The sequence below is a fragment of the Pseudomonas sp. SJZ131 genome (assembly GCF_007828705.1).
GTDB classification, from domain to species: domain Bacteria; phylum Pseudomonadota; class Gammaproteobacteria; order Pseudomonadales; family Pseudomonadaceae; genus Aquipseudomonas; species Aquipseudomonas prosekii.
On record NZ_VIVC01000002.1, the window covers coordinates 366043 to 390065 of the forward strand.

At 60.2% G+C, this 24023-nt stretch carries 19 protein-coding genes; 11 read left to right on the forward strand and 8 right to left on the reverse strand.

The genetic code is table 11. The annotated features are described in order from the left end of the window. Window positions 1-66: 66 nt before the first annotated feature. A complete protein-coding gene (locus tag FBY12_RS08525; protein WP_101206875.1) occupies window positions 67-417 on the reverse strand; it encodes a glutaredoxin family protein in 351 nt (116 codons plus the stop codon). Then, complete coding sequence (gene yejK / locus FBY12_RS08530; RefSeq protein WP_092272899.1) at window positions 417-1418, reverse strand: nucleoid-associated protein YejK; 1002 nt, start codon at window positions 1416-1418, stop codon at window positions 417-419. Before yejK ends, FBY12_RS08525 begins: the two co-directional genes overlap by 1 nt. Window positions 1419-1811: 393 nt before the next feature. Between yejK and FBY12_RS08535 the strand changes: the two genes are divergently transcribed. Then, a complete protein-coding gene (locus FBY12_RS08535) occupies window positions 1812-2093 on the forward strand; it encodes an HU family DNA-binding protein (RefSeq protein ID WP_007905514.1) in 282 nt (93 codons plus the stop codon). A gap of 202 nt (window positions 2094-2295) precedes the next feature. Here FBY12_RS08535 and rlmF read toward each other — a convergent pair whose 3' ends face one another. The 5 genes from rlmF to FBY12_RS08565 form a co-directional block, all read right to left on the reverse strand. Further along, window positions 2296-3318: a 23S rRNA (adenine(1618)-N(6))-methyltransferase RlmF gene (rlmF, locus tag FBY12_RS08540; protein ID WP_092272896.1), complete on the reverse strand. Its 1023-nt coding sequence runs from the start codon at window positions 3316-3318 to the stop codon at window positions 2296-2298. Between the two features lie 299 nt (window positions 3319-3617). Next, window positions 3618-6464, reverse strand: a complete 2847-nt coding sequence (locus tag FBY12_RS08550) for a valine--tRNA ligase (protein ID WP_145252606.1) — start codon at window positions 6462-6464, stop codon at window positions 3618-3620. A gap of 291 nt (window positions 6465-6755) precedes the next feature. Next, window positions 6756-7139, reverse strand: a complete 384-nt coding sequence (locus FBY12_RS08555; protein WP_145252607.1) for a DNA polymerase III subunit chi — start codon at window positions 7137-7139, stop codon at window positions 6756-6758. Between the two features lie 8 nt (window positions 7140-7147). After that, a complete protein-coding gene (locus tag FBY12_RS08560) occupies window positions 7148-7576 on the reverse strand; it encodes a DNA polymerase III subunit chi (RefSeq protein WP_145252608.1) in 429 nt (142 codons plus the stop codon). Between the two features lie 60 nt (window positions 7577-7636). Further along, complete coding sequence (locus tag FBY12_RS08565; protein WP_145252609.1) at window positions 7637-9127, reverse strand: leucyl aminopeptidase; 1491 nt, start codon at window positions 9125-9127, stop codon at window positions 7637-7639. 319 nt (window positions 9128-9446) lie between these two features. On the opposite strand from FBY12_RS08565, the gene lptF reads away from it, so the two are divergent. The 8 genes from lptF (at window position 9447) to pdxJ (ending at window position 17872) form a co-directional block, all read left to right on the forward strand. Further along, window positions 9447-10565, forward strand: coding sequence for an LPS export ABC transporter permease LptF (lptF, locus tag FBY12_RS08570; protein WP_121733014.1), 1119 nt, complete (start codon window positions 9447-9449; stop codon window positions 10563-10565). Further along, entirely contained in the window at window positions 10558-11619 is a 1062-nt protein-coding gene (gene lptG, locus FBY12_RS08575) for an LPS export ABC transporter permease LptG (protein ID WP_145252610.1), read from the forward strand. The genes lptF and lptG overlap by 8 nt, the downstream gene beginning before the upstream one ends. Before the next feature lie 172 nt (window positions 11620-11791). Beyond that, a complete protein-coding gene (gene lepA / locus FBY12_RS08580; RefSeq protein WP_092272875.1) occupies window positions 11792-13591 on the forward strand; it encodes a translation elongation factor 4 in 1800 nt (599 codons plus the stop codon). A 5-nt stretch (window positions 13592-13596) separates the two neighbouring features. Then, window positions 13597-14451, forward strand: coding sequence for a signal peptidase I (gene lepB, locus FBY12_RS08585; protein ID WP_121733016.1), 855 nt, complete (start codon window positions 13597-13599; stop codon window positions 14449-14451). Between the two features lie 185 nt (window positions 14452-14636). Next, a complete protein-coding gene (rnc, locus tag FBY12_RS08590) occupies window positions 14637-15326 on the forward strand; it encodes a ribonuclease III (RefSeq protein WP_145252611.1) in 690 nt (229 codons plus the stop codon). Continuing rightward, a complete protein-coding gene (gene era / locus FBY12_RS08595) occupies window positions 15319-16221 on the forward strand; it encodes a GTPase Era (protein ID WP_092272866.1) in 903 nt (300 codons plus the stop codon). The genes rnc and era overlap by 8 nt, the downstream gene beginning before the upstream one ends. Window positions 16222-16391: 170 nt before the next feature. Beyond that, window positions 16392-17078 (forward strand): DNA repair protein RecO, encoded by a 687-nt coding sequence (gene recO, locus FBY12_RS08600; protein WP_145252612.1) that lies wholly within the window; start codon window positions 16392-16394, stop codon window positions 17076-17078. A 47-nt stretch (window positions 17079-17125) separates the two neighbouring features. Then, on the forward strand, window positions 17126-17872 hold the full coding sequence (gene pdxJ, locus FBY12_RS08605; RefSeq protein ID WP_121733018.1) for a pyridoxine 5'-phosphate synthase: 747 nt from the start codon (window positions 17126-17128) through the stop codon (window positions 17870-17872). Between the two features lie 124 nt (window positions 17873-17996). Here pdxJ and mltF read toward each other — a convergent pair whose 3' ends face one another. Beyond that, on the reverse strand, window positions 17997-19457 hold the full coding sequence (gene mltF / locus FBY12_RS08610) for a membrane-bound lytic murein transglycosylase MltF (protein WP_145252613.1): 1461 nt from the start codon (window positions 19455-19457) through the stop codon (window positions 17997-17999). 274 nt (window positions 19458-19731) lie between these two features. Between mltF and purL the strand changes: the two genes are divergently transcribed. Both purL and FBY12_RS08620 read left to right on the forward strand, forming a co-directional pair. Next, entirely contained in the window at window positions 19732-23628 is a 3897-nt protein-coding gene (purL, locus tag FBY12_RS08615; RefSeq protein ID WP_121733020.1) for a phosphoribosylformylglycinamidine synthase, read from the forward strand. Window positions 23629-23633: 5 nt separating this feature from the next. Further along, window positions 23634-23945: a YqfO family protein gene (locus tag FBY12_RS08620; RefSeq protein ID WP_121733021.1), complete on the forward strand. Its 312-nt coding sequence runs from the start codon at window positions 23634-23636 to the stop codon at window positions 23943-23945. Window positions 23946-24023: the final 78 nt, after the last annotated feature.

Here is a 24023-nt window from a genome sequence, read left to right on the forward strand (position 1 = left end):
TTTTGGCGGCAGTGACGACGCCTTCGCGGGCAAGCCTCGCTCCTACAGATTTTCGGTGAAGCTGGGTTATTTCAGGGCAGCGAGGATTTGGTCCGGGTCGTAGCCGCGGATCAGTGTGCCGTTCACATCAATCAGCGGAATCCCGCGGCCGCCCAGCGCTTCATACGCTTTGCGCGCCTCGGGATTTTTCTCGATATCGAATTCCTGATACGGAATGCCTTTGGAATCGAGAAAACGCCGGGTCAGTTTGCAGTAGCCGCACCAGTCGGTGGCGTAGAGCACCACGTTAGCCTTGGCCTGCGTCTGCTCCGACACCACTTGCGTCGGGTGAATCAGCCGCTCGATCTTGCCCCAATTCTGGTAAACCACGACCACCAGCAGGATCAGCAGGAATTTCTTCAGCACCCGACCCAGCATCAGCGGCGCTTCAACTGATCGGTGAGTTGCGTCGGCAAGCCCTTGATGATCAGCGTGCCGGCCTCTTCGTCGTATTCGATCTTCGAGCCCAGCAGGTGCGCTTCAAAGCTGATCGACAGCCCCTCGGCACGCCCGGTGAAGCGGCGGAACTGGTTGAGCGTGCGCTTATCCGCAGGAATTTCCGGCGACAAACCGTAATCCTTGTTGCGGATGTGATCGTAGAAGGCTTTCGGGCGCTCCTCGTCGATCAATTCCGAGAGTTCTTCAAGGCCCATCGGCTCGCCGAGTTTGGCCTGGCTGCTGGCGTAATCGACCAGGGTCTTGGTCTTCTCGCGCGCGGATTCTTCCGGCAGATCTTCGCTTTCGACGAAGTCGCTGAAGGCCTTGAGCAGCGTGCGGGTTTCGCCGGGGCCGTCGACGCCTTCCTGGCAGCCGATAAAGTCGCGGAAATACTCCGAGACCTTCTTGCCGTTCTTGCCTTTGATGAACGAAATGTACTGCTTGGACTGTTTGTTGTTCTGCCATTCCGAGACGTTGATCCGCGCCGCGAGGTGCAATTGGCCGAGGTCGAGGTGGCGCGACGCGGTCACGTCGAGTTCCTCGGTCACCGCCACGCCTTCGCTGTGGTGCAGCAGAGCGATGGCCAGGTAATCAGTCATGCCTTGTTGATAGTGCGCGAATAACACGTGGCCGCCGACCGACAGGTTGGATTCTTCCATCAGCTTTTGCAGGTGTTCCACCGCGACCCGGCTGAACGCCGTGAAGTCCTTGCCGCCGTCGAGGTATTCCTTCAGCCAGCCGCTGAACGGATGCGCCCCGGACTCGGCGTGGAAGAAACCCCAGGCCTTGCCTTGTTTGGCGTTGTAGCTCTCGTTGAGGTCGGCAAGCATGTTCTCGATGGCCGTGGACTCTGCCAATTCAGAGTCGCGAGCGTGGAGAACTGCGGGCGTGCCGTCGGGTTTTTTGTCGATCAGGTGGACGATGCAATGGCGGATCGGCATGGGCTTCTCGGCTGATTGAAGAGAGGAGGGCGCGCTCCCCAAAAAGTGCCAAGTGTACCGCAACCACTGGTTTTGGCGCGGCTCGAAGGGCAATTCGCCGGTGTGCGGCGGGCCTTATGCGTTTTTTTAGCGGTTTAGAGCAATAAAGCTGACCATTTGGGTAGCTAGAGGCGGATATTTCCCCGTCTCTGTGCTAGTTTTGCCCGGTCTTACGCGAAGTCACTGCGTTAAGCGTGCATTCAGCATTTGTCAGGTCGAACCAAACCCTGATTTCGGTATCTATAACCCCGATCCCGTGGTTATTGGCCGAGGGTGCCAGATCCAGAAGATCGGGCTCGATGGCTGACACTGCACTCTGCAATCCATATGAATTTGATAGGGAAGGAACACTACATGGCTCTTACTAAAGACCAACTGATCGCCGACATCGCTGAAGCTATCGACGCGCCAAAAACCACCGCGCGTAACGCTCTGGACCAACTGGGCCAAATCGTTGCTGATCAGCTGGAAAACGGCGGCGAAATCACTCTGCCAGGTATCGGCAAACTGAAAGTGACTGAGCGTCCTGCCCGTACTGGCCGTAACCCTTCGACTGGCGCTGCCATCGAAATCGCTGCCAAAAAAGTTATCAAGCTGGTTGTGGCCAAAGGCCTGACCGACGCTGTTAACAAGTAAGACGCAGTATTAAAAAGCCGTGCTCCGGAGTAATCCGGGCACGGCTTTTTTGTGTCTGTGGTTTGGCCTTTCAGACACCTGCAAACCAATGTAGGAGTGAGCCTGCTCGCGATGGCGGTGCATCAGTCGACATCATCGTCAATTGACACGCCGTCATCGCGAGCAGGCTCACTCCCACAATTGATCTGCAGTGGTCAGTGACTCAGCCCTTGCGCACCCAGCGCTCGCGCCACACTTGCTGTTCGGATTTGGTCTGGAAGGTCCACGCGACGAAGCGGCTCTGCTTCTGCCCCTGGGACATCTCAACCACTTGGCTTTCGAGCACACCAGCCTTTTTCAGCGCAATCTGGATCGCCGGCAGGTTCGAGGCTTTCGACACCAGCGTGCTGAACCACAACACTTTGTGCTGGAAGTGCGCGCTCTCGGCGATCAGTTGCGTGACGAAGCGCGCTTCGCCGCCCTCGCACCACAATTCCGCCGATTGGCCACCGAAGTTCAGTACCGGCAGTTTGCGTTTCGGGTCGGCCCGGCCCAACGCGCGCCATTTGCGCTCGCTGCCCTTGGTCGCTTCGTCCATCGAGGCGTGGAAGGGCGGGTTGCACATGGTCAGGTCAAAGCGTTCGCCCGGCTCGAGCAAGCCCAACAAAATGTGCTTGGGGTTGGTTTGCTGGCGCAACTGAATGGCTTTGTTCAGCCCGTTGGACTGGACGATGGCTTTGGCTGCGGCGACGGCCGTCGGGTCGATTTCCGAACCGAGGAAGTGCCAGCGGTAGTCGCTGTAGCCGATCAGCGGATAAACGCAGTTGGCGCCCATGCCGATATCCAACACCTTGACCGGCGCACCACGCGGGATCTCGCCGTCGTTGACGCTGGCCAGCAGGTCGGCGAGGAAGTGCACGTAGTCAGCACGCCCCGGCACCGGCGGGCACAGGTAATCGGCCGGAATGTCCCAATGCGCCACGCCATAAAATGACTTGAGCAGCGCCCGGTTGAACACGCGCACCGCGTCGGGGCTGGCGAAGTCGATGCTTTCCTTGCCGTACGGGTTGGTGATCACGAACTTCGCCAGTTCCGGCGTGCTCTTGATCAGCTCCGGGAAGTCGTAGCGACCCTGATGGCGATTGCGCGGGTGCAGGCTGGCCTTCGGACGGGGTTCCACGGCTTTGGCCGGGGTGGCGGAGTCAGGCTTCTTGCGCGCGGGGCGGGGAGTGCGGGGGGCGTTCATGGGCGTTGTCGATTCGGGTATGGCTAAAAGTGGCGGGCATTGTCCCACAGACGATGGCCGCGCGGGGATCCCGTAGGAGCGAGGCTTGCCCGCGAAGGCCGCGACACGGTTAATCAGGTACACCGCGTTATCGTTCCTGTAGGAGCGAGGCTTGCCCGCGAAGAGGCCGTCACATCCGACATCGATGCCGACAGGCAGATCGTTTTCGCGGGCAAGCCTCGCTCCTACGGAGAGCAAAAAGTAGCGGGCAAGAAAAAGGGAGGCCATTGCTGGCCTCCCTGTTTCATTGCGCGTTGCTGTTACAAACTGGCAATCCGCGCGTGCTGCTCGGCCAGTTTGCCCAAAGCCTGTTCAGCTTCAGCCAGTTTGGCGCGTTCCTTGTCGATGACTTCGGCCGGGGCCTTGTCGACGAAACCGGCGTTCGACAGCTTGCCGCCCACGCGCTGGACTTCGCCCTGCAGACGCAGGATTTCCTTGTCCAGGCGCGCCAGTTCGGCGTCCTTGTCGATCAGGCCGGCCATTGGCACCAGCACTTCCATCTCGCCCACCAGCGCGGTGGCGGACAGCGGTGCTTCTTCGCCAGCAGCCAACACAGTGATCGATTCCAGACGCGCGAGCTTCTTCAGCAGCGCTTCGTTCTCGGTGAGACGGCGCTGATCTTCGGCGCTGACGTTTTTCAGGAACAGGTTCAGCGGCTTGCCCGGCCCGATGTTCATCTCGGCGCGGATGTTGCGCGTGCCGAGCATCAAGGTTTTCAGCCACTCGATATCATCTTCGGCGCCCTGATCGATGCGCGCTTCGTTGGCCACTGGCCAAGGTTGCAGCATGATCGTCTTGCCTTCGATACCGGCCAGCGGCGCGATGCGCTGCCAGATTTCTTCGGTGATGAACGGCATGAACGGGTGCGCCAGACGCAGCGCCACTTCCAGAACCCGCACCAGCGTCCGGCGAGTGCCACGCTGACGCTCAACCGGCGCGTTTTCGTCCCACAGCACAGGCTTGGAGAGTTCCAGATACCAGTCGCAATACTGGTTCCAGATGAACTCGTACAAGGCTTGCGCGGCCAGATCGAAACGGAACTGGTCGAGTTGACGAGTCACTTCGGCTTCGGTGCGTTGCAGCTGCGAGATGATCCAGCGATCCGCCAGCGACAGCTCGTACGCTTCGCCGTTCTGGCCGCAGTCTTCGCCCTTGTCCAGAACATAACGCGCGGCGTTCCAGATCTTGTTGCAGAAGTTGCGATAGCCTTCGACGCGACCCATGTCGAACTTGATGTCGCGACCGGTCGATGCCAGCGAGCAGAAGGTGAAGCGCAGGGCGTCGGTGCCGTAGCTGGCGATGCCGTCGGCGAACTCGTCGCGGGTCTGCTTCTCGATCTTCTTTGCCAGTTTCGGCTGCATCATGCCCGAGGTGCGTTTCTGCACCAGGTCTTCCAGCTCGATGCCGTCGATGATGTCCAGCGGGTCAAGGACGTTGCCCTTGGACTTGGACATCTTCTGGCCCTGGCCATCGCGGACCAGACCGTGCACATAAACCGTCTTGAACGGCACTTGCGGTGTGCCGTCCTCGTTCTTCACCAAGTGCATGGTCAGCATGATCATCCGGGCAACCCAGAAGAAAATGATGTCGAAACCGGTGACCAGCACGTCGGTGGAGTGGAATTTCTTGAGGAATTCGGTCTGCTCAGGCCAGCCCAGCGTCGAGAACGTCCACAGGCCGGAACTGAACCAGGTGTCGAGAACGTCGTTGTCCTGTTGCAGCGCAATGTCCGGGCCGAGGTTGTTTTTCGCGCGTACTTCGGCTTCATCGCGGCCGACGTAGACTTTGCCCGACTCGTCGTACCAGGCCGGAATCCGGTGGCCCCACCACAACTGACGGCTGATGCACCAATCCTGGATGTCGCGCATCCACGAGAAGTACATGTTTTCGTATTGCTTCGGCACGAACTGGATACGACCGTCTTCAACGGCAGCAATCGCAGGCTCGGCCAATGGTTTGGTCGACACGTACCACTGGTCGGTCAGCCATGGCTCGATGATGGTCCCGGAGCGATCGCCTTTCGGCACTTTCAAACCGTGATCGTCAACGCTGACCAGCAGGCCGGCGGCGTCAAATGCCGCAACGATTTGCTTGCGCGCTTCGAAACGATCGAGGCCGGCGTATTCGGCCGGGATCTTGCCGTCGATGCTTTCGTTCAGCGTGCCGTCGAGGTTGAACACCTGACAGGCTGGCAGCACGGCGGCGTTCTTGTCGAAGATGTTCAGCAGCGGCAGGTTGTGGCGCTTGCCGACTTCGTAGTCGTTGAAATCGTGGGCCGGGGTGATTTTCACGCAACCGGTGCCGAATTCAGGATCGCAATAATCGTCGGCGATGATCGGGATGCGGCGGCCGACCAGCGGCAGCTCGACGAATTTGCCGATCAGGGCCTGGTAGCGTTCATCGTTCGGGTTAACCGCAACGGCGGCGTCGCCGAGCATGGTTTCCGGGCGAGTGGTCGCGACGATCAGGTAATCATTGCCTTCAGCGGTCTTGGCGCCGTCGGCCAGCGGGTATTTCAGGTTCCAGAGGAAACCTTTCTCGTCGTGGTTTTCCACTTCGAGGTCGGAAATCGCCGTGTGCAACTTGGTGTCCCAGTTGACCAGACGCTTGCCGCGATAAATCAGACCGTCTTCATGCAGGCGCACGAAGGCTTCTTTCACCGATTCCGAGAGGCCGTCGTCCATGGTGAAGCGCTCGCGGCTCCAGTCCACAGACGAGCCGAGGCGGCGGATCTGCCGGCTGATGTTGCCGCCGGACTGATCCTTCCATTCCCAGATTTTCTCGAGGAATTTCTCGCGGCCGAGGTCGTGACGGCTCTGGCCTTGGGCTTCGAGCTGGCGTTCGACAAGCATTTGCGTGGCGATGCCGGCGTGGTCGGTGCCCGGCTGCCACAGGGTGTTGCGACCCTGCATGCGGCGGAAACGGATCAGGGCGTCCATGATCGCGTTGTTGAAGCCGTGACCCATGTGCAGGCTGCCGGTGACGTTCGGCGGCGGGATCATGATGGTGTAGGACTCGCCCGCGCCTTGCGGGGCGAAGTAATTCTCGGACTCCCAGGTGTTGTACCAGGAAGTTTCAATGGCGTGCGGCTGGTAGGTCTTATCCATGCGCGGCGGGACCCTATTGGCAGTAATTCAGGAAAAGCCGACGAGTATAGCGGGGCATGGGACGCAGAGCGAGCAGGGGTAGACCGAGCGCATCTCAAACGGTGGGAACAAGCTTTCGTGGCGAGCGGGTTTAGCGAAACGTCGCACCGCCCCGTTCGGCTGCGAAGCAGTCGTCAAACCTGAGCATGCGGTACGCCAAACACGCCACGGTGGCAGGTTTTAGGGCCGCTTCGCGACCCAGCGGGGGTAAACCCTCTTGCCACACAAGCTCGCTCCCACAAGGGACAGCGGTCAGTCGTACTGACTGAGCAGCCGTTCCATGCGCGCGTCGAGTCGGCGTTTGATCTCGGTCTCGATGTGCGGCGCGAAGTCGTCGATCACGTCTTGCAGGATCAATTGCGCGGCGGCGCGCAATTCGCTGTCCAGGTGCAGCAAAGCGTCGGGGCCTTTGCTCGCGGCTGCTGCCGGTTGGGCGGCAGGTGCGGGGGGCGGCTCGACGGCTTCAGGCGTGGCGCCTGAAGTGTCGAACAACATCGGAATCTGTTCCTGTTCGTCTTCATTGACCGTGTCGGTCAGCAACGGCGGTTGCAGGTTGTCATCGCCGAGCAGTTGGCGGATCGACTCAAGGTCATCCAGCAGGTGCGCGGACTTTTGTGGCGGTTTTGGCGTGTCCATCAGAATACTCAGAGTCGCTCTAAACGGTGGTCTTGCAGAGGATAGCCCTGTTCGCGGTAGAAGCGGAAACTCTCCCGCGCGGCTGCCCGGCTCGTCGGATCTTCGACCACCACTTCCGCCACGCGGGCGAACTTGTTGGCAAAACCCGGCACTTTCAAATCGAGATTGACCAGCAAATCCTGATGCGCGCCGCAGTCGTCGCCGAACCCGAGCACAACCAGACCTTCCGGTTCGCTCTCGGCTGGGCCATGCGGAACGAAGCTTTCGCCCTTGAACGCCCACAGGCGCGCATCGAGGTCGTCACGCTGGGCGGCATCGCTGCAATGCAGGTAAATGCGGTGGCCCATGCGCCAGGCTTTCTCGGTGAGCTTGCAGGCAAAGTCCAGACGCGCGGAAGGATCGGCACTCGGCAGGATATAAAAGTCGACTTTGGTCATTGCGGTTCCTGAGCCAGAGGCGGCGCTGCTGTAAAACAGCGCCGTCCCGGGTCATCGGTTTCAGGCTTTGGCGCGGTCCAGCAGGTATTGGGTCAGCAACGGCACCGGGCGGCCAGTGGCGCCTTTGTCCTTGCCGCCGCTGGTCCACGCGGTGCCGGCGATGTCCAGGTGCGCCCAATTGAGGTTCTTGGTGAAGCGCGAGAGGAAGCACGCGGCGGTGATGGTCCCGGCTTTCGGCCCGCCGATGTTGGCGATGTCGGCGAACGGGCTGTCCAGCTGTTCCTGATATTCATCGAACAGCGGCAGTTGCCAGGCGCGATCGTCAGCCGTCTGGCCGGCGCTCAGCAGTTGGCCGATCAGCTCGTCGTTGTTGCCGAGCAGGCCGGAGGTGTGCGCGCCCAGCGCAACCACGCAAGCGCCGGTCAGGGTGGCGATGTCGATCACCGCTTGTGGCTTGAAGCGCTCGGAGTAGGTCAGCGCGTCGCACAGCACCAGACGGCCTTCGGCGTCAGTGTTGAGGATTTCCACGGTCTGGCCGCTCATGGTGGTGACGATGTCGCCCGGACGCGAAGCGTTGCCGCTCGGCATGTTCTCGGCGCACGCCAGAATACACACGAGGTTGATCGGCAGTTTCAGTTCGAGCACGGCACGCAGGGTGCCGAATACGCTGGCTGCGCCGCCCATGTCGTACTTCATTTCGTCCATGCCGGCGCCCGGTTTCAGGCTGATGCCGCCAGTGTCGAAGGTGATGCCTTTGCCGACCAGCGCGTAGGGCTTCTCGGACTTCTTGCCGCCGTTGTATTGCATGACGATCAAGCGCGGAGGCTGGTCGCTGCCCTGGCCGACGGCGTAGAACGAGCCCATGCCCAGGTGTTTGATCTTCTTCTCGTCGAGGACTTCGACTTTCAGCGATTTGAATTCTTTGCCGAGGCTCTTCGCTTGCTCGCCGAGGAACGTCGGGTGACAGATGTTCGGCGGCAGGTTGCCGAGGGTGCGGGTGAACGCCATGCCGTTGGCGATCGCAGTACCGTGGGCCACGGCGCGCTCGACTTCAGCCTGAGCTGCCTTGATCGTCACCAAGGTGATTTTCTTCAGGGCGCGCGGTTCGGCTTTCTGGCTCTTGAACTGGTCGAAGGTGTATTCACCATCGACCAGGGTTTCGGCGAGCAGACGTGTCTTGCCGTAGCTGTCGCGGCCCTTGACCACAACTTCGTCCAGCGCCAGTACGGCATCGCTGCCGCCCAGACCTTTAAGGGTGTTGAGAACGCCGGCGATGATTTTGCGGAACGGGCGGTCGCCCAGTTCTTCATCCTTGCCGACGCCGACCAGTAAAACGCGTTCAGCCTTGAGGTTCGGCAGGCTGTGCAGCAGCAGGCTCTGGCCGACTTTGCCGGCGAGGTCGCCGCGTTTGATCACGGTGCTGATGGCGCCACCGCACAGTTCGTCGAGTTGTCTGGCGACGGCGCCGAGCTTGCGGTTTTCGCCGACGGCAACCACCAGAGTGGCAGTTTTCAACGTTTCCGGGCTAACGCTTTTTACAACCAGTTCCATGTCGAGGTCCCTGAATTAATGGTCAACACGCAGCATTCGAAAAAATCTGCAAACGCCTGCTGCTATAAATGAAAAGACAGATAGGAAGACGCAGGTCACGGCCCGCGACAAAGGCCGCAGTTTGAACCTCGCTACCGGCGCCTGACAACCCTCGGTTGGACGATCTTCGGTGCTTTGCGCACGTGCTTGAGCTTGCGCAGTGACAGGCGCACCCAATCACAGGATAATGCGCCATCTTTTTTGGCGGCCCTGCCTTGCGGGTCGGCCGCTACGTTTGTTTGTTTGGCCGCCTTAGCCTGACAACCCTGGAGTGTCTGGTTTGATCGTCTTCCGTTATCTGTCCCGCGAAGTCCTGTTGACCTTGAGCGCCGTGAGCGCCGTGCTGCTGGTCATCATCATGAGCGGTCGCTTCATCAAATACCTCGCGCAGGCGGCCTCCGGCCAACTGGATCCGGGTTCACTGTTCCTGATCATGGGGTTTCGCCTGCCGGGTTTCCTGCAGCTGATCCTGCCATTGGGGCTGTTCCTCGGGATCCTGTTGTCCTACGGGCGCTTGTACCTGGAAAGCGAAATGACCGTGCTGTCGGCCACCGGCATGAGCCAGCAACGGCTGTTTCGTATCACCCTGTTTCCGGCGACGCTGGTCGCGCTGGTGGTGGCGTGGCTGAGCCTGAGCCTGGCGCCGCAGGGTGCCAATCAGTTCCAGTTGCTGCTGAACAAGCAGGACGCGCTGACCGAATTCGATACCCTCGAGCCGGGGCGCTTCCAGGCGCTGCGCGACGGTACGCGGGTGACCTACACCGAAACCCTGACCGATGACCGAGTCAATCTGGGCGGCGTGTTTATCTCGCAGAAAAACTTTTCCTCTGACAAAAAGGAACGCGGGATTTCCGTGCTGGTGGCCGAGAAGGGGCGCCAGGAAATCCGGCCTGACGGCAATCGTTACCTGATTCTGGAAAACGGCTTCCGCTACGACGGTAACCCGGGGCAGGCCGACTACCGCAAGATCAAGTACGACGAATACGGCGTGCTGCTGCCCAAGCCGGATGTCAGTGAAGAAGTCACCGACCGCGATGCCATGCCCACTCTGTCGCTGGTCGGCAGTGATGACATCCGCGCGCGTACCGAGCTGCAATGGCGGCTGTCCCTGCCGTTGCTGGTGTTTATCGTGACCCTGATGGCGGTGCCGCTGTCGCGCGTCAACCCGCGTCAGGGCCGTTTCCTCAAGCTGCTCCCGGCGATTCTTCTTTATATGGGTTACCTGACCATCCTCATTGCCGCTCGCGGCGCCCTCGAAAAAGGCAAGATCCCGCCTGCGCTGGGCTTGTGGTGGGTGCACGGGATATTCCTCGTCATCGGCCTGATCCTGCTTTACTGGGAGCCGATGCGCCTGAAACTGGCCAGTCGCCGCGATGCGCGGGAGGTGGCTCGTGGTTAAGCTCGATCGCTACATTGGTAGCAGCGTTTTCGTGGCGATCCTCGCGGTTTTGGGGATCATCCTCGGTCTGGCGACCTTGTTTGCCTTCATCGACGAAATGGGCGACGCCAGCGACACCTACACCTTGGTCGATGTGCTGGTCTACGTGCTGCTGACCGCGCCACGGCGCATGTATGACATGTTGCCGATGGCCGCGCTGATCGGTTGCCTGATCGGCCTCGGCAGTCTGGCCAGCAACAGCGAACTGACGATCATGCGCGCCGCTGGCGTGTCGATCGGGCGGATCGTCTGGGCGGTCATGAAACCGATGCTGGTGCTGATGATCGCTGGCGTATTGATCGGCGAATACGTGGCGCCGGCCACCGAAGTTGCCGCGCAAGCCAAACGCTCGCTGGCCCAGGGCAGTGGTGATGCACAAAGTGCCCGGCACGGTCTGTGGCACCGCCAGGGCGACGAGTTCATTCACGTCAACTCGGTGCAGCCGAACGGCTTGCTGTACGGCGTGACCCGTTATCACTTCGACAAAGAACGCAACATGCTCTCGGCGAGCTTCGCCAAACGTGCGGAGTTCGACACCGATCACTGGCAGTTGAGCGAAGTCACGACCACGCTGTTCCATGAAAGGAACACCGAAGTGGTCAACGCGCCAGTCGAACGCTGGGAAGTGGCGTTGAGCCCGCAATTGCTCAGCACTGTGGTGATGGCGCCCGAGTCGCTGTCGATCAGCGGTTTGTGGGGTTACATCCATTACCTGTCGGACCAGGGCCTGGCCAACGGCCGTTACTGGCTGGCGTTTTGGGTCAAGGTGTTGCAGCCGTTGGTGACCGCAGCGCTGGTGCTGATGGCAATCTCCTTCATCTTCGGGCCGCTGCGTTCGGTGACCCTCGGCCAGCGCGTTTTTACCGGTGTGCTGGTGGGCTTCACCTTCCGTATCGTCCAGGATTTGCTCGGGCCTTCGAGCCTGGTGTTCGGTTTCTCGCCGCTGTTTGCGGTGCTGGTGCCGGCCACGGTGTGTGGCCTCGCCGGGGTCTGGTTGCTGCGTCGGGCCGGTTGATTCCGGGGTTTTCCTGACCTTGCCAGTTGCTCAAAAACGCCCTTGTCGCAAGACCGGGGCGTTTTTGTATTCGCCGTCTGACCTGTGAACGTGACGCTTGCGCCGAGGATCAGGTACAATTCCCGGCTATTTTTCGGCGGGCTATGCCTGCAGCCTTTTTGAGTGTTGATCCGTGAGTGATTTGAGTCATATCCGCAATTTCTCCATCATCGCCCACATTGACCATGGCAAGTCGACGCTGGCCGACCGCTTTATCCAGATGTGTGGCGGCCTTGCCGAGCGCGAAATGGAAGCACAGGTCCTCGACTCCATGGACCTGGAACGTGAACGCGGGATCACCATCAAGGCCCATAGCGTCACTCTTTATTACACCGCCCGCGATGGCATCAAGTACCAGCTGAACTTCATTGACACCCCCGGCCACGTCGACTTCACCTACGAAGTCAGCCGTTCGCTGGCGGCGTGTGAAGGTGCGTTGCTGGTGGTCGATGCCGGTCAGGGCGTTGAGGCGCAATCGGTTGCCAACTGCTACACGGCAATCGAGCAGGGCCTGGAAGTCATGCCGGTGCTGAACAAGATCGACCTGCCACAGGCCGATCCGGACCGCGTCAAAGAAGAAATCGAGAAGATCATTGGCATCGACGCCACTGATGCCGTCGAGTGCAGCGCCAAGACTGGCCTGGGCGTCGATGAAGTACTCGAGCGCCTGGTTCACACCATTCCCGCGCCAACCGGCAACTACGAAGATCCGCTGCAAGCGTTGATCATCGATTCCTGGTTCGACAACTACCTGGGCGTTGTTTCCCTGGTTCGCGTGCGTCACGGTCGTGTGAAGAAGGGCGACAAGATCCTCGTCAAATCCACCGGCAAGATCCACCTCGTGGACAGCGTCGGTGTCTTCAACCCGAAACACACTGCCACCGTTGACCTGAAGGCCGGCGAAGTGGGCTTCATCATTGCCGGTATCAAGGACATTCACGGTGCGCCAGTAGGTGACACCCTGACCTTGAGCTCGACCCCCGACGTTGACGTGCTGCCCGGCTTCAAACGCATTCAGCCGCAGGTTTACGCCGGTCTGTTCCCGGTCAGCTCCGACGACTTCGAAGATTTCCGTGAAGCCCTGCAAAAGCTCACGCTCAACGACTCGTCGCTGCAGTACACCCCGGAAAGCTCCGACGCCCTGGGCTTCGGTTTCCGTTGCGGGTTCCTCGGCATGCTGCACATGGAGATCATCCAGGAGCGCCTTGAGCGCGAGTACGACCTGGACCTGATCACCACGGCGCCGACGGTAATCTTCGAGCTGCTGCTGAAAACCGGTGAAACGATTTACGTCGATAACCCGTCGAAGCTTCCAGACCTGTCTTCGATCGAAGACATGCGCGAGCCGATCGTGCGGGCCAATATTCTTGTGCCGCAAGAGCACCTGGGCAACGTCATTACCCTGTGCATCGAAAAGCGTGGCGTTCAACACGACATGCTGTTCCTCGGTTCGCAGGTCCAAGTGACTTACGATTTGCCGATGAACGAAGTGGTCCTCGACTTCTTCGATCGTCTGAAATCGACCAGTCGCGGCTATGCTTCGCTGGACTACCATTTCGATCGTTATCAATCAGCTAATCTGGTGAAACTGGATGTGTTGATCAACGGTGACAAGGTCGATGCCCTGGCGCTGATCGTGCACAAGGATAACGCGCACTACAAAGGTCGCCAGTTGACCGAGAAGATGAAAGAACTGATTCCGCGCCAGATGTTCGACGTCGCGATCCAGGCCGCCATTGGCGGGCAGATCATTGCGCGGACCTCCGTCAAGGCACTCAGAAAGAACGTATTGGCCAAATGCTACGGCGGTGACGTTAGCCGTAAGAAGAAACTGCTCGAGAAGCAGAAGGCCGGTAAAAAACGCATGAAGCAAGTCGGCAACGTGGAAATTCCACAAGAAGCCTTCCTTGCAGTGCTCAGGTTGGATAGTTAGGTCCTATGTCACTAAATTTCCCGCTGTTGCTGGTCATCGCCGTGTTCGTCTGCGGCCTGTTGGCGTTGCTCGATCTGGTTTTCCTGGCGCCGCGTCGGCGTGCCGCCATTTCCTCCTATCAGGGCAGCGTCAGCCAGCCGGATGTGGTGGTGGTCGAGAAACTGAACAAAGAGCCGCTGCTGGTTGAATACGGCAAGTCGTTCTTCCCGGTGTTGTTCATCGTGCTGGTGCTGCGTTCGTTCCTGGTGGAACCGTTCCAGATTCCGTCCGGCTCGATGAAACCGACCCTGGACGTCGGCGACTTCATTTTGGTGAACAAGTTTTCTTACGGGATCCGCCTGCCGGTGATCGACAAGAAAGTCATCGAAGTCGGTGATCCGCAGCGCGGCGATGTGATGGTGTTCCGCTATCCGAGCGACCCGAACGTCAACTACATCAAGCGTGTAGTCGGCCTGCCGGGCGACCAGATTCGCTACACCGCCGACAAGCGTTTGTTCGTCAATGGCGAGTCGATCGCCGAACAACTGGTCGGCACCGAGCCGGGTACGTTGGGCAGCGCTGAACTCTACGAAGAAAAACTCGGCGCAGCAGAGCACTTGATCCGCAAGGAAATGAGCCGCTACCGCGCCACGCCGGACCATAGCTGGACCGTGCCTGCCGGCCATTACTTCATGATGGGCGACAACCGCGACAACTCTAACGACAGTCGCTATTGGGATGATCCGAGCATTCCGAAAGATCTGCTGGGCATGGTTCCCGACAAGAACATTGTCGGCAAGGCCTTCGCAGTCTGGATGAGCTGGCCAGAACCCAAACTCAGCCACCTGCCGAATTTCTCGCGGGTTGGCCTGATCAAGTAATCACTCCACGGCGCTGTTGAACACAGCGCCGAATGCATTTCTGGAGCCGCCACAATCGGCGCCAGCAGCATGAAAACACTGATATTCAGGACGTAATTTTTGAACACAGCGTTAATTGTCCCAGGCCTGCGCCGCATCACGGCGATGGCGGTGGAATCCAACCACGAACTCAGCGTGGGTAAACCGTGAGCGCCTCCTTAAGTCGTCTAGAGCGTCAGCTCGGCTACACCTTCAAGGACCAGGAACTGATGATTCTGGCCCTGACTCACCGCAGTTTTGCCGGGCGTAACAATGAACGCCTGGAATTCCTCGGTGATGCCATCCTCAACTTCGTCGCGGGCGAGGCGCTGTTCGATCGCTTCCCGTTGGCGCGCGAAGGCCAGTTGTCGCGTTTGCGCGCGCGCCTGGTGAAAGGTGAGACCCTGGCCGTACTGGCCCGTGGGTTTGATCTGGGCGATTACTTGCGCTTGGGTTCGGGTGAATTGAAGAGTGGCGGTTTCCGTCGCGAATCGATTCTGGCCGATGCCCTCGAAGCGCTGATCGGTGCGATCTACCTGGACGCCGGCATGGACATGACGCGCGAGCGCGTGCTGGCCTGGCTGACCGGTGAGTTCGAGGGGCTGACCCTGGTCGACACCAACAAAGATCCAAAAACCCGTCTGCAGGAATTCCTGCAATCGCGGGGCTGTGAGCTGCCACGTTACGAAGTGGTGGATATCCAGGGTGAGCCGCATTGCCGAGTTTTCTTCGTCGAATGCGAAATCACCTTACTGAATGAAAAAAGCCGAGGTCAGGGTGTGAGTCGTCGTATTGCCGAACAGGTAGCGGCCGCCGCAGCACTGATTGCCCTGGGTGTGGAGAATGGCAATGACTGATACAACTGCAACTCGCTGTGGCTATGTTGCCATCGTCGGCCGTCCCAACGTGGGCAAGTCCACGCTGCTGAACCATATTCTGGGTCAGAAGCTGGCGATCACCTCGCGCAAGCCGCAAACCACTCGCCACAACATGCTGGGCATCAAGACTGAAGGCGCCGTTCAAGCCGTCTACGTTGATACCCCGGGCATGCACAAGGGTGGCGAGAAAGCGCTGAACCGCTACATGAACAAGACCGCTTCGGCCGCGTTGAAAGACGTCGACGTGGTGATCTTCGTGGTTGACCGCACCAAGTGGACCGACGAAGACCAGATGGTCCTCGAACGCGTCCAGTACGTGACCGGCCCGCTGATCGTCGCGCTGAACAAGACCGACCGCATCGAAGACAAAGCCGAGCTGATGCCGCACCTGAGCTGGTTGCAGGAACAGCTGCCAAACGCGCAGATCATGCCGATCTCGGCCCAGCACGGGCACAACCTCGAAGCGCTGGAACGGGTGATCGCCGGTTACCTGCCGGAGAACGAGCACTTCTTCCCGGAAGACCAGATCACCGACCGCAGCAGCCGCTTCCTCGCCGCCGAACTGGTGCGCGAGAAAATCATGCGCCAGATGGGCGCCGAGCTGCCGTACCAGATCACCGTCGAAATCGAAGAGTTCAAGCAGCAGGGTAAAACCCTGCACATTCATGCGCTGATCCTCGTCGAACGTGACGGCCAGAAGAAGATCATCATTGGCGACAAGGGCGAGCGCATCAAACGCATCGGCACCGAAGCGCGCAAGGACATGGAGCTGCTGTTCGACTCCAAGATCATGCTCAACCTGTGGGTGAAAGTGAAAGGTGGCTGGTCCGACGACGAGCGCGCCCTGCGTTCGCTGGGTTATGGCGATTTGTAAACCGGCTCCTGATACACCGAAGTACCCTGTGGGAGTGAGCCTGCTCGCGATAGCGGTCTGACAGTCAATCTCAATGTTGAATGTCAGTCCCTCATCGCGAGCAGGCTCGCTCCCACAGTGGTTTTGGGTGGTTTAAAAATCTGTGCTGACTCATTGAGAAACTGACTTCCATGTCTCATGTCCCCATCGGCCAACTCGCCTACGTGCTCCACTCCCGCGCCTACCGCGAAAGCAGTGCGCTGGTGGATTTCCTCACGCCGCAAGGTCGGCTGCGGGCGGTGTTGCGCAGTGCGCGGGGCAAGGCCGGGACGTTGGCGCGGCCGTTCGTGCCGCTGGAAGTGGAGTTTCGTGGGCGCGGCGAGCTGAAGAATGTCGGGCGCATGGAGAGCTCAGGGACATCGACCTGGCTTGTCGGCGAAGCGCTGTTCAGCGGGCTCTATCTCAACGAACTGCTGATTCGTCTGTTGCCGTCCGAAGACCCGCACCCCGGCGTGTTCGATCACTACGCCGCGACACTGCTGGCGCTGGCCGAAGGTCGGCCGCTGGAGCCGTTGCTGCGTTCGTTCGAATGGCGCTTGCTCGACGATCTCGGTTACGGCTTCGCCCTCAGCACCGATATTCATGGCGACGCGGTTGCGCCCGACGGGCTCTATCGCTTGCAGGTGGATGCGGGGCTGGAGCGGGTTTATCTGCTGCAACCCGGCCTGTTCAACGGCACCGAATTGCTCGCCATGTCCGAGGCTGACTGGACCGCCCCCGGTGCCTTGTCCGCCGCCAAGCGCCTGATGCGTCAGGCACTCGCGGTGCATTTGGGCGGTCGTCCGCTGGTCAGTCGCGAACTGTTTCGCAAGCCGTAGTCTCCCCGTATGCTGTGCGCCGAATCTTTAAATTCAGGAGCGCTTCCGTGACCACCAGCAATCGCATTCTTCTTGGCGTCAACATCGACCACGTCGCCACCCTGCGTCAGGCCCGCGGCACGCGTTACCCGGACCCGGTCAAAGCGGCGCTGGACGCGGAAGAGGCGGGCGCCGATGGCATCACTGTGCATTTGCGTGAAGACCGTCGGCACATTCAGGAACGCGACGTGTTGCTGCTCAAGGATGTGCTGCAAACCCGCATGAATTTCGAAATGGGCGTCACCGAAGAAATGCTGGCGTTCGCCGAGCACATCCGCCCGGCGCACATTTGCCTGGTGCCGGAAACTCGTCAGGAACTGACCACCGAGGGTGGGCTGGATGTGGCGGGGCAGGAAGCGCGGATCAAGGCTGCGGTGGATCGCCTGGCGAAGATTGGTTGCGAAGTGTCGCTGTTCATCGATGCCGATGAGCGCCAGATTGCGGCGTCGAAGCGTGTCGGTGCGCCGGCCATCGAGCTGCACACCGGCCGTTACGCCGATGCCGAAACGCCAACCGATGTCGCGGAAGAATTGCAGCGTGTCGCCGATGGTGTGGCGTTTGGCCTGGCCCAGGGGCTGATCGTCAACGCTGGCCACGGTTTGCATTATCACAACGTCGAAGCCGTGGCAGCGATCAAAGGCATCAACGAACTGAACATCGGCCACGCGTTGGTGGCGCATGCGTTGTTTGTCGGGTTCAAGTCGGCGGTCGCCGAGATGAAAGCGCTGATCCTCGCGGCCGCCGCAAAAGCTTAAACCGAACACAAAACAACTGTAGGAGTGAGCCTGCTCGCGATAGCGCAGTGTCAGTCAACGTTAATGTCGACTGACACTGCGCTATCGCGAGCAGGCTCACTCCTACATTGGTTTGTGATGACTGTCAGAGCGGCGGGGTTTCCTGATTCGGCTTGGACTTGTCGATCCCCGGCACGTGCAGGTTGCCTTCGGCGACCTGATCACCCTCAAGCTGCGGCTGCGTGACCCAGGTCAGGATGTCGTAATAGCGGCGAATGTTCGCCACAAAGTGCACCGGCTCGCCGCCGCGCGCATAACCGTAGCGGGTCTTGCTGTACCACTTCTTCTCCGACAGGCGCGGCAGAATCTTCTTCACGTCCAGCCACTTGTCCGGGTTCAAACCTTCCTTCGCCGCCAGTTTGCGCGCGTCATCCAGGTGACCGCTGCCGACGTTGTAGGCCGCCAGGGCGAACCAGGTGCGGTCCGGTTCCTGGATCGAATCGTCCAGTTGGTCCTTCATGTAAGCCAGGTACTTGGCGCCGCCCATGATGCTTTGCTTTGGATCGAGGCGATTTGACACACCCATCGCTTGCGCGGTGTTCTGGGTCAGCATCATCAAGCCGCGCACGCCGGTTTTCGAGGTGACTGCCGCTTGCCATAACGATTCCTGATAACCGACCGCCGCCAGCAGGCGCCAATCGACTTTCTCTTTCTTCGCGTAGTTCTTGAAGTGCTGTTCGTATTTCGGCAGACGCTGCTGCAAATGCTGGGCGAACGTGGTGGCGCCCATGTAGCCGAGGACATCGACGTGGCCGTAATACCGGTCCTTCAGACGTTGCAGGGTGCCGTTTTTCTGCACCTTGTCGAGGTAGGCGTTGATCTCGTTGAGCAGGCTGTTGTCTTCGCCGGGCGCCACGGCCCAGCTCTGGTTGCTCGCGTCACCGAGGTCGAAGGCCACCTGAATCTTCGGGAAGTAGACCTGGTTCATCGCCACTTCGTTGGAATCGACCAGCGTCAGGTCAATCTGCCCTTCATCGACCATTCGCAGCAGGTCGACCACTTCAACCGCGTCGGACTCTTCGTATTCAATGCCGGGATATTTCTTTTTCAGCTCCGCCAGTTGCTCGGCGTGGGTGCTGCCCTTGAGCACCATGATCTTCTTGCCGACCAGATCGCCAGCATCCGTCGGCCGCGACTGGCCGTTGCGGTAGATCACCTGTGGGGTGACTTCGAGGTAGGAGTGGGAGAAGCGCACCTGCTTTTTGCGCTGTTCGCTGCTGACCAGGCCGGCCGCCGCGAGCACTGGGCCGTTCGGCTTGCCGACTTGAGTGAACAAGTCGTCGAGGTTGTCGGCGGTCTCGATTTTTAGCTCGACCCCCAGATCTTCGGCAAAGCGCTTCACCAGCTCGTATTCGAAGCCGGTTTCACCGTTACGATCCTGGAAGTAGGTGGCGGGGCTGTTGCGGGTAACCACCCGCAGCACACCGTCCTCCTTTACGCGCTCCAGCGTGTTGGGTTTATCAACACAGCCACTGAGCATCAGGAAGAGTCCGGTTGCGATCAGCCATTTGGCGTACCGCGGACGCAAAGCCGTTGGGGAAAACATCTGCGCAGTATACGCAAAGGACCACGGCCGCCATATCTCGACAGCGCAGGGCATGTCTGCTAGGCGCCGCAAAACTGCTCGCGAGCCCGCAGGAATGGGCGTGCAGCGCATTTTGTCACAGAAAAAATAAGCGCCGATTTGTGCCGTTTGCCGGCGCAGCCAAGCGCCCCGACGTTCGGGTACGGCCGCGCGTACCGTTTCGGGTGATGTCGCGGGCGGTTTAGGCTAGAATGCACGGCCTCAAAGCACACCCCTTCCCGAGGCTGTCCCGAAGATGTTGATCCTGCGCGGCGCTCCTGCCCTTTCTGCCTTTCGCCACAGCAAACTCCTTGAGCAACTGAGCCAGAAAGTTTCGGCTGTCAGCGGCTTGTATGCTGAATTCGCTCACTTCGCCGAAGTTACCGGTGACCTGACCGGCGACGAACAGCAGGTGCTTGCGCGCCTTCTGAAGTACGGCCCAAGTGTCCCGGTGCAAGAACCGACCGGCCGTCTGTTCCTGGTGTTGCCGCGTTTCGGCACTATTTCGCCGTGGTCCAGTAAAGCGAGCGACATCGCCCGCAACTGCGGCCTGAGCAAGATCCAGCGCCTGGAGCGCGGCATCGCGTTCTACGTGGCCGGCCAGTTCAGCGACGCCGAAGCCCAGTTGATCGCCGATGTGCTGCACGACCGCATGACCCAGATCGTCCTCGGCAACCTCGAACAGGCCGCCGGCCTGTTCAGCCACGCCGAGCCGAAACCGCTGACCGCGATCGACGTGTTGGGTGGCGGCCGCGCCGCGCTGGAAAAAGCCAACACCGAGCTGGGCCTGGCCCTCGCTGAAGACGAAATCGACTATCTGGTCAACGCCTTCATCGGCCTCAAGCGTAACCCGCACGACATCGAACTGATGATGTTCGCCCAGGCCAACTCTGAGCACTGCCGTCACAAGATCTTCAACGCCAGTTGGGACATCGACGGCCAGAGCCAGGAAAAAAGCCTGTTCGGCATGATCAAGAACACCTACGTGATGCACAGCGAAGGTGTTTTGTCGGCTTATAAGGACAACGCCTCGGTGATCGTCGGCAACGTTGCCGGCCGTTTCTTCCCGGACCCTGAAACCCGCCAGTACGGCGCGGTGCAGGAGCCGGTGCACATCCTGATGAAAGTCGAAACGCACAACCACCCGACTGCGATTGCCCCGTTCCCCGGCGCATCGACCGGCAGTGGCGGCGAGATTCGCGACGAAGGTGCAACCGGTCGCGGCGCCAAGCCCAAGGCTGGCCTCACCGGTTTCACCGTGTCCAACCTGCAGATTCCGGGTTTCGAACAGCCGTGGGAAGTGCCTTACGGCAAACCCGAGCGCATCGTTACCGCGCTGGACATCATGATCGAAGGCCCACTGGGTGGCGCCGCGTTCAACAACGAATTCGGTCGTCCAGCCCTGACCGGTTATTTCCGTACCTTCGAACAGTCGATCACCACCCCGCGTGGCGACGAAGTTCGCGGTTACCACAAGCCGATCATGCTGGCCGGCGGCATGGGTAACATCCGTGCCGAACACGTACAGAAAGGCGAAATCACCGTTGGCTCGAAGCTGATCGTGCTCGGCGGCCCGGCGATGTTGATCGGTCTGGGCGGCGGCGCGGCTTCCTCGATGGCCACCGGCACCAGCTCGGCGGATCTCGACTTCGCTTCGGTACAACGCGAAAACCCGGAAATGGAACGCCGCTGCCAGGAAGTCATCGACCGTTGCTGGCAGTTGGGTGAACACAACCCGATCAGCTTCATCCACGACGTCGGCGCGGGCGGTCTGTCCAATGCCTTCCCGGAACTGGTCAACGACGGCAACCGTGGCGGTCGCTTCGAACTGCGCAACATTCCAAACGACGAGCCGGGCATGGCCCCGCACGAAATCTGGAGTAACGAATCTCAGGAACGTTACGTCCTGGCGGTCGGCCCGGCCGACTTCGAACGCTTCCAGGCGATCTGCGAGCGCGAGCGTTGCCCGTTTGCCGTGGTCGGCGAAGCCACTGCCGAACCGCAACTGACCGTGACCGACAGCCATTTCGGCAACAGCCCGGTGGACATGCCGCTCGAAGTGCTGCTGGGCAAAGCCCCGCGCATGCACCGTTCGGCCGTTCGTGAAAACGAACTGGGCGACGATTTCGATCCAAGCACGCTGGAAATCGCAGACTGCGTCGAGCGCGTTTTGCATCACCCGGCCGTGGCCAGCAAAAGCTTCCTGATCACCATCGGCGACCGCACCATCACCGGTCTCGTGGCCCGTGACCAAATGGTCGGCCCGTGGCAGGTGCCGGTGGCTGACGTTGCCGTCACCGCCACCAGTTTCGACGTTTATACCGGTGAAGCCATGGCCATGGGCGAGCGTACTCCGCTGGCGCTGCTGGACGCTCCGGCGTCGGGCCGCATGGCCATCGGCGAAACCCTGACCAACATTGCCGCGTCGCGCATCAACAAGATCTCCGACATCAAACTGTCGGCGAACTGGATGTCCGCCGCCGGCCATCCGGGCGAAGACGCGCGTCTGTACGACACCGTGAAAGCGGTCGGCATGGAACTGTGCCCGGACCTCGGTATCACCATTCCGGTGGGCAAGGACTCGATGTCCATGGCCACGCGCTGGAACGACGAAGGCGTCGACAAAACCGTCACTTCGCCGATGTCGCTGATCGTCACCGGTTTCGCGCCAGTGGCTGACATCCGTCAGACGCTGACCCCGGAACTGCGCATGGACAAAGGCACCACCGACCTGATCCTGATCGACCTGGGCCGTGGCCAGAACCGCATGGGCGCCTCGATTCTTGCCCAGGTTCACGGCAAGCTCGGCTCGAAAGCACCAGACGTCGATGATGCCGAAGACCTCAAAGCCTTCTTCGCGGTGATTCAGGGCCTCAACGCCGACGGTCACTTGCTGGCGTACCACGACCGTTCCGACGGTGGTCTGCTGACCAGCACCGTGGAAATGGCCTTCGCCGGTCACTGCGGTCTGAGCCTGAACCTCGACGGTCTGGCGGAAACTTCCGCCGACATCGCCGCGATCCTGTTCAACGAGGAACTCGGTGCGGTGATCCAGGTTCGTCAGGACGCCACCCCGGATATCCTCGCGCAGTTCAGCGCTGCCGGTCTGGGCGACTGCGTGTCGGTGATCGGTCAGCCGATGAACAACGGCCAGATCAACATCACCTTCAACGGCGAAACCATCTTCGAAGGCCAGCGTCGTCTGCTGCAACGTCAGTGGGCGGAAACCAGCTACCAGATCCAGCGTCTGCGTGACAACGCCGACTGCGCCGAACAAGAGTTCGACGTGCTGCTGGAAGAAGACAACCCGGGCCTGAGCGTCAAGCTCAGCTACGACGTCAACCACGACGTCGCCGCGCCGTACATCAAGAAAAACATTCGCCCACAGGTTGCCGTACTGCGTGAGCAGGGCGTCAACGGTCAGGTGGAAATGGCGGCAGCCTTCGACCGCGCCGGTTTCAACGCGATCGACGTGCACATGAGCGACATTCTCGCTGGCCGTGTCGACCTGAACGAGTTCAAAGGTCTGGTCGCTTGCGGCGGTTTCTCCTACGGCGACGTCCTCGGCGCCGGCGAAGGCTGGGCCAAATCGGCACTGTTCAACAGCCGCGCCCGCGATGCGTTCCAGGGTTTCTTCGAACGTAATGACAGCTTCACCCTCGGCGTGTGCAACGGTTGCCAGATGATGTCCAACCTGCACGAGCTGATCCCGGGCAGCGAGTTCTGGCCGCACTTCGTGCGCAACCGTTCCGAGCAGTTCGAAGCGCGCGTGGCGATGGTCCAGGTCCAGGAGTCGAACTCGATCTTCCTGCAAGGCATGGCCGGTTCGCGCATGCCGATCGCCATCGCGCACGGTGAAGGGCATGCCGAATTCGCCAGCGAAGAAGCGTTGCTTGAAGCCGATCTGTCGGGTTGTGTGGCGATGCGTTTCGTCGACAACCACGGCAAGGTCACCGAGAAGTACCCGGCCAACCCGAACGGTTCGCCGCGCGGGATCACTGGTTTGACCAGCCGCGACGGTCGCGTGACGATCATGATGCCGCACCCGGAACGTGTGTTCCGCGCCGTGCAGAACTCGTGGCGTTCGGAAGACTGGAACGAAGACGCACCTTGGATGCGTATGTTCCGTAACGCTCGCGTGTGGGTTAACTGATAACCGTGTACAAACTCTGTTTTTTCGTTCCGGCCAGTCATGTGGAACAGGTCAAGAGCGCCGTATTCGCTGCCGGTGGCGGTCGGATCGGCGCTTATGATCATTGCGCATGGCAGGTGTTGGGCCTCGGCCAGTTTCGCCCACTGGACGGCAGTCAGCCGTTTATTGGTGAAGCAGGGCAGGTCGAACAGGTTGAGGAATGGAAAGTCGAGTTGGTCGTGGCGGATGAGTTGATCGTGGCCGTGGTCGCCGCGCTGAAACTCAGCCATCCCTACGAGACGCCGGCGTATGAAGTGTGGCGGCTGGAAGATTTCTGATCTGCTCACTGTTGTTACAAAGAACCCGTTGGGCCATCAAGCCCAGCGGGTTTTTTTATGCCTGGTTCAAGTGCTCTG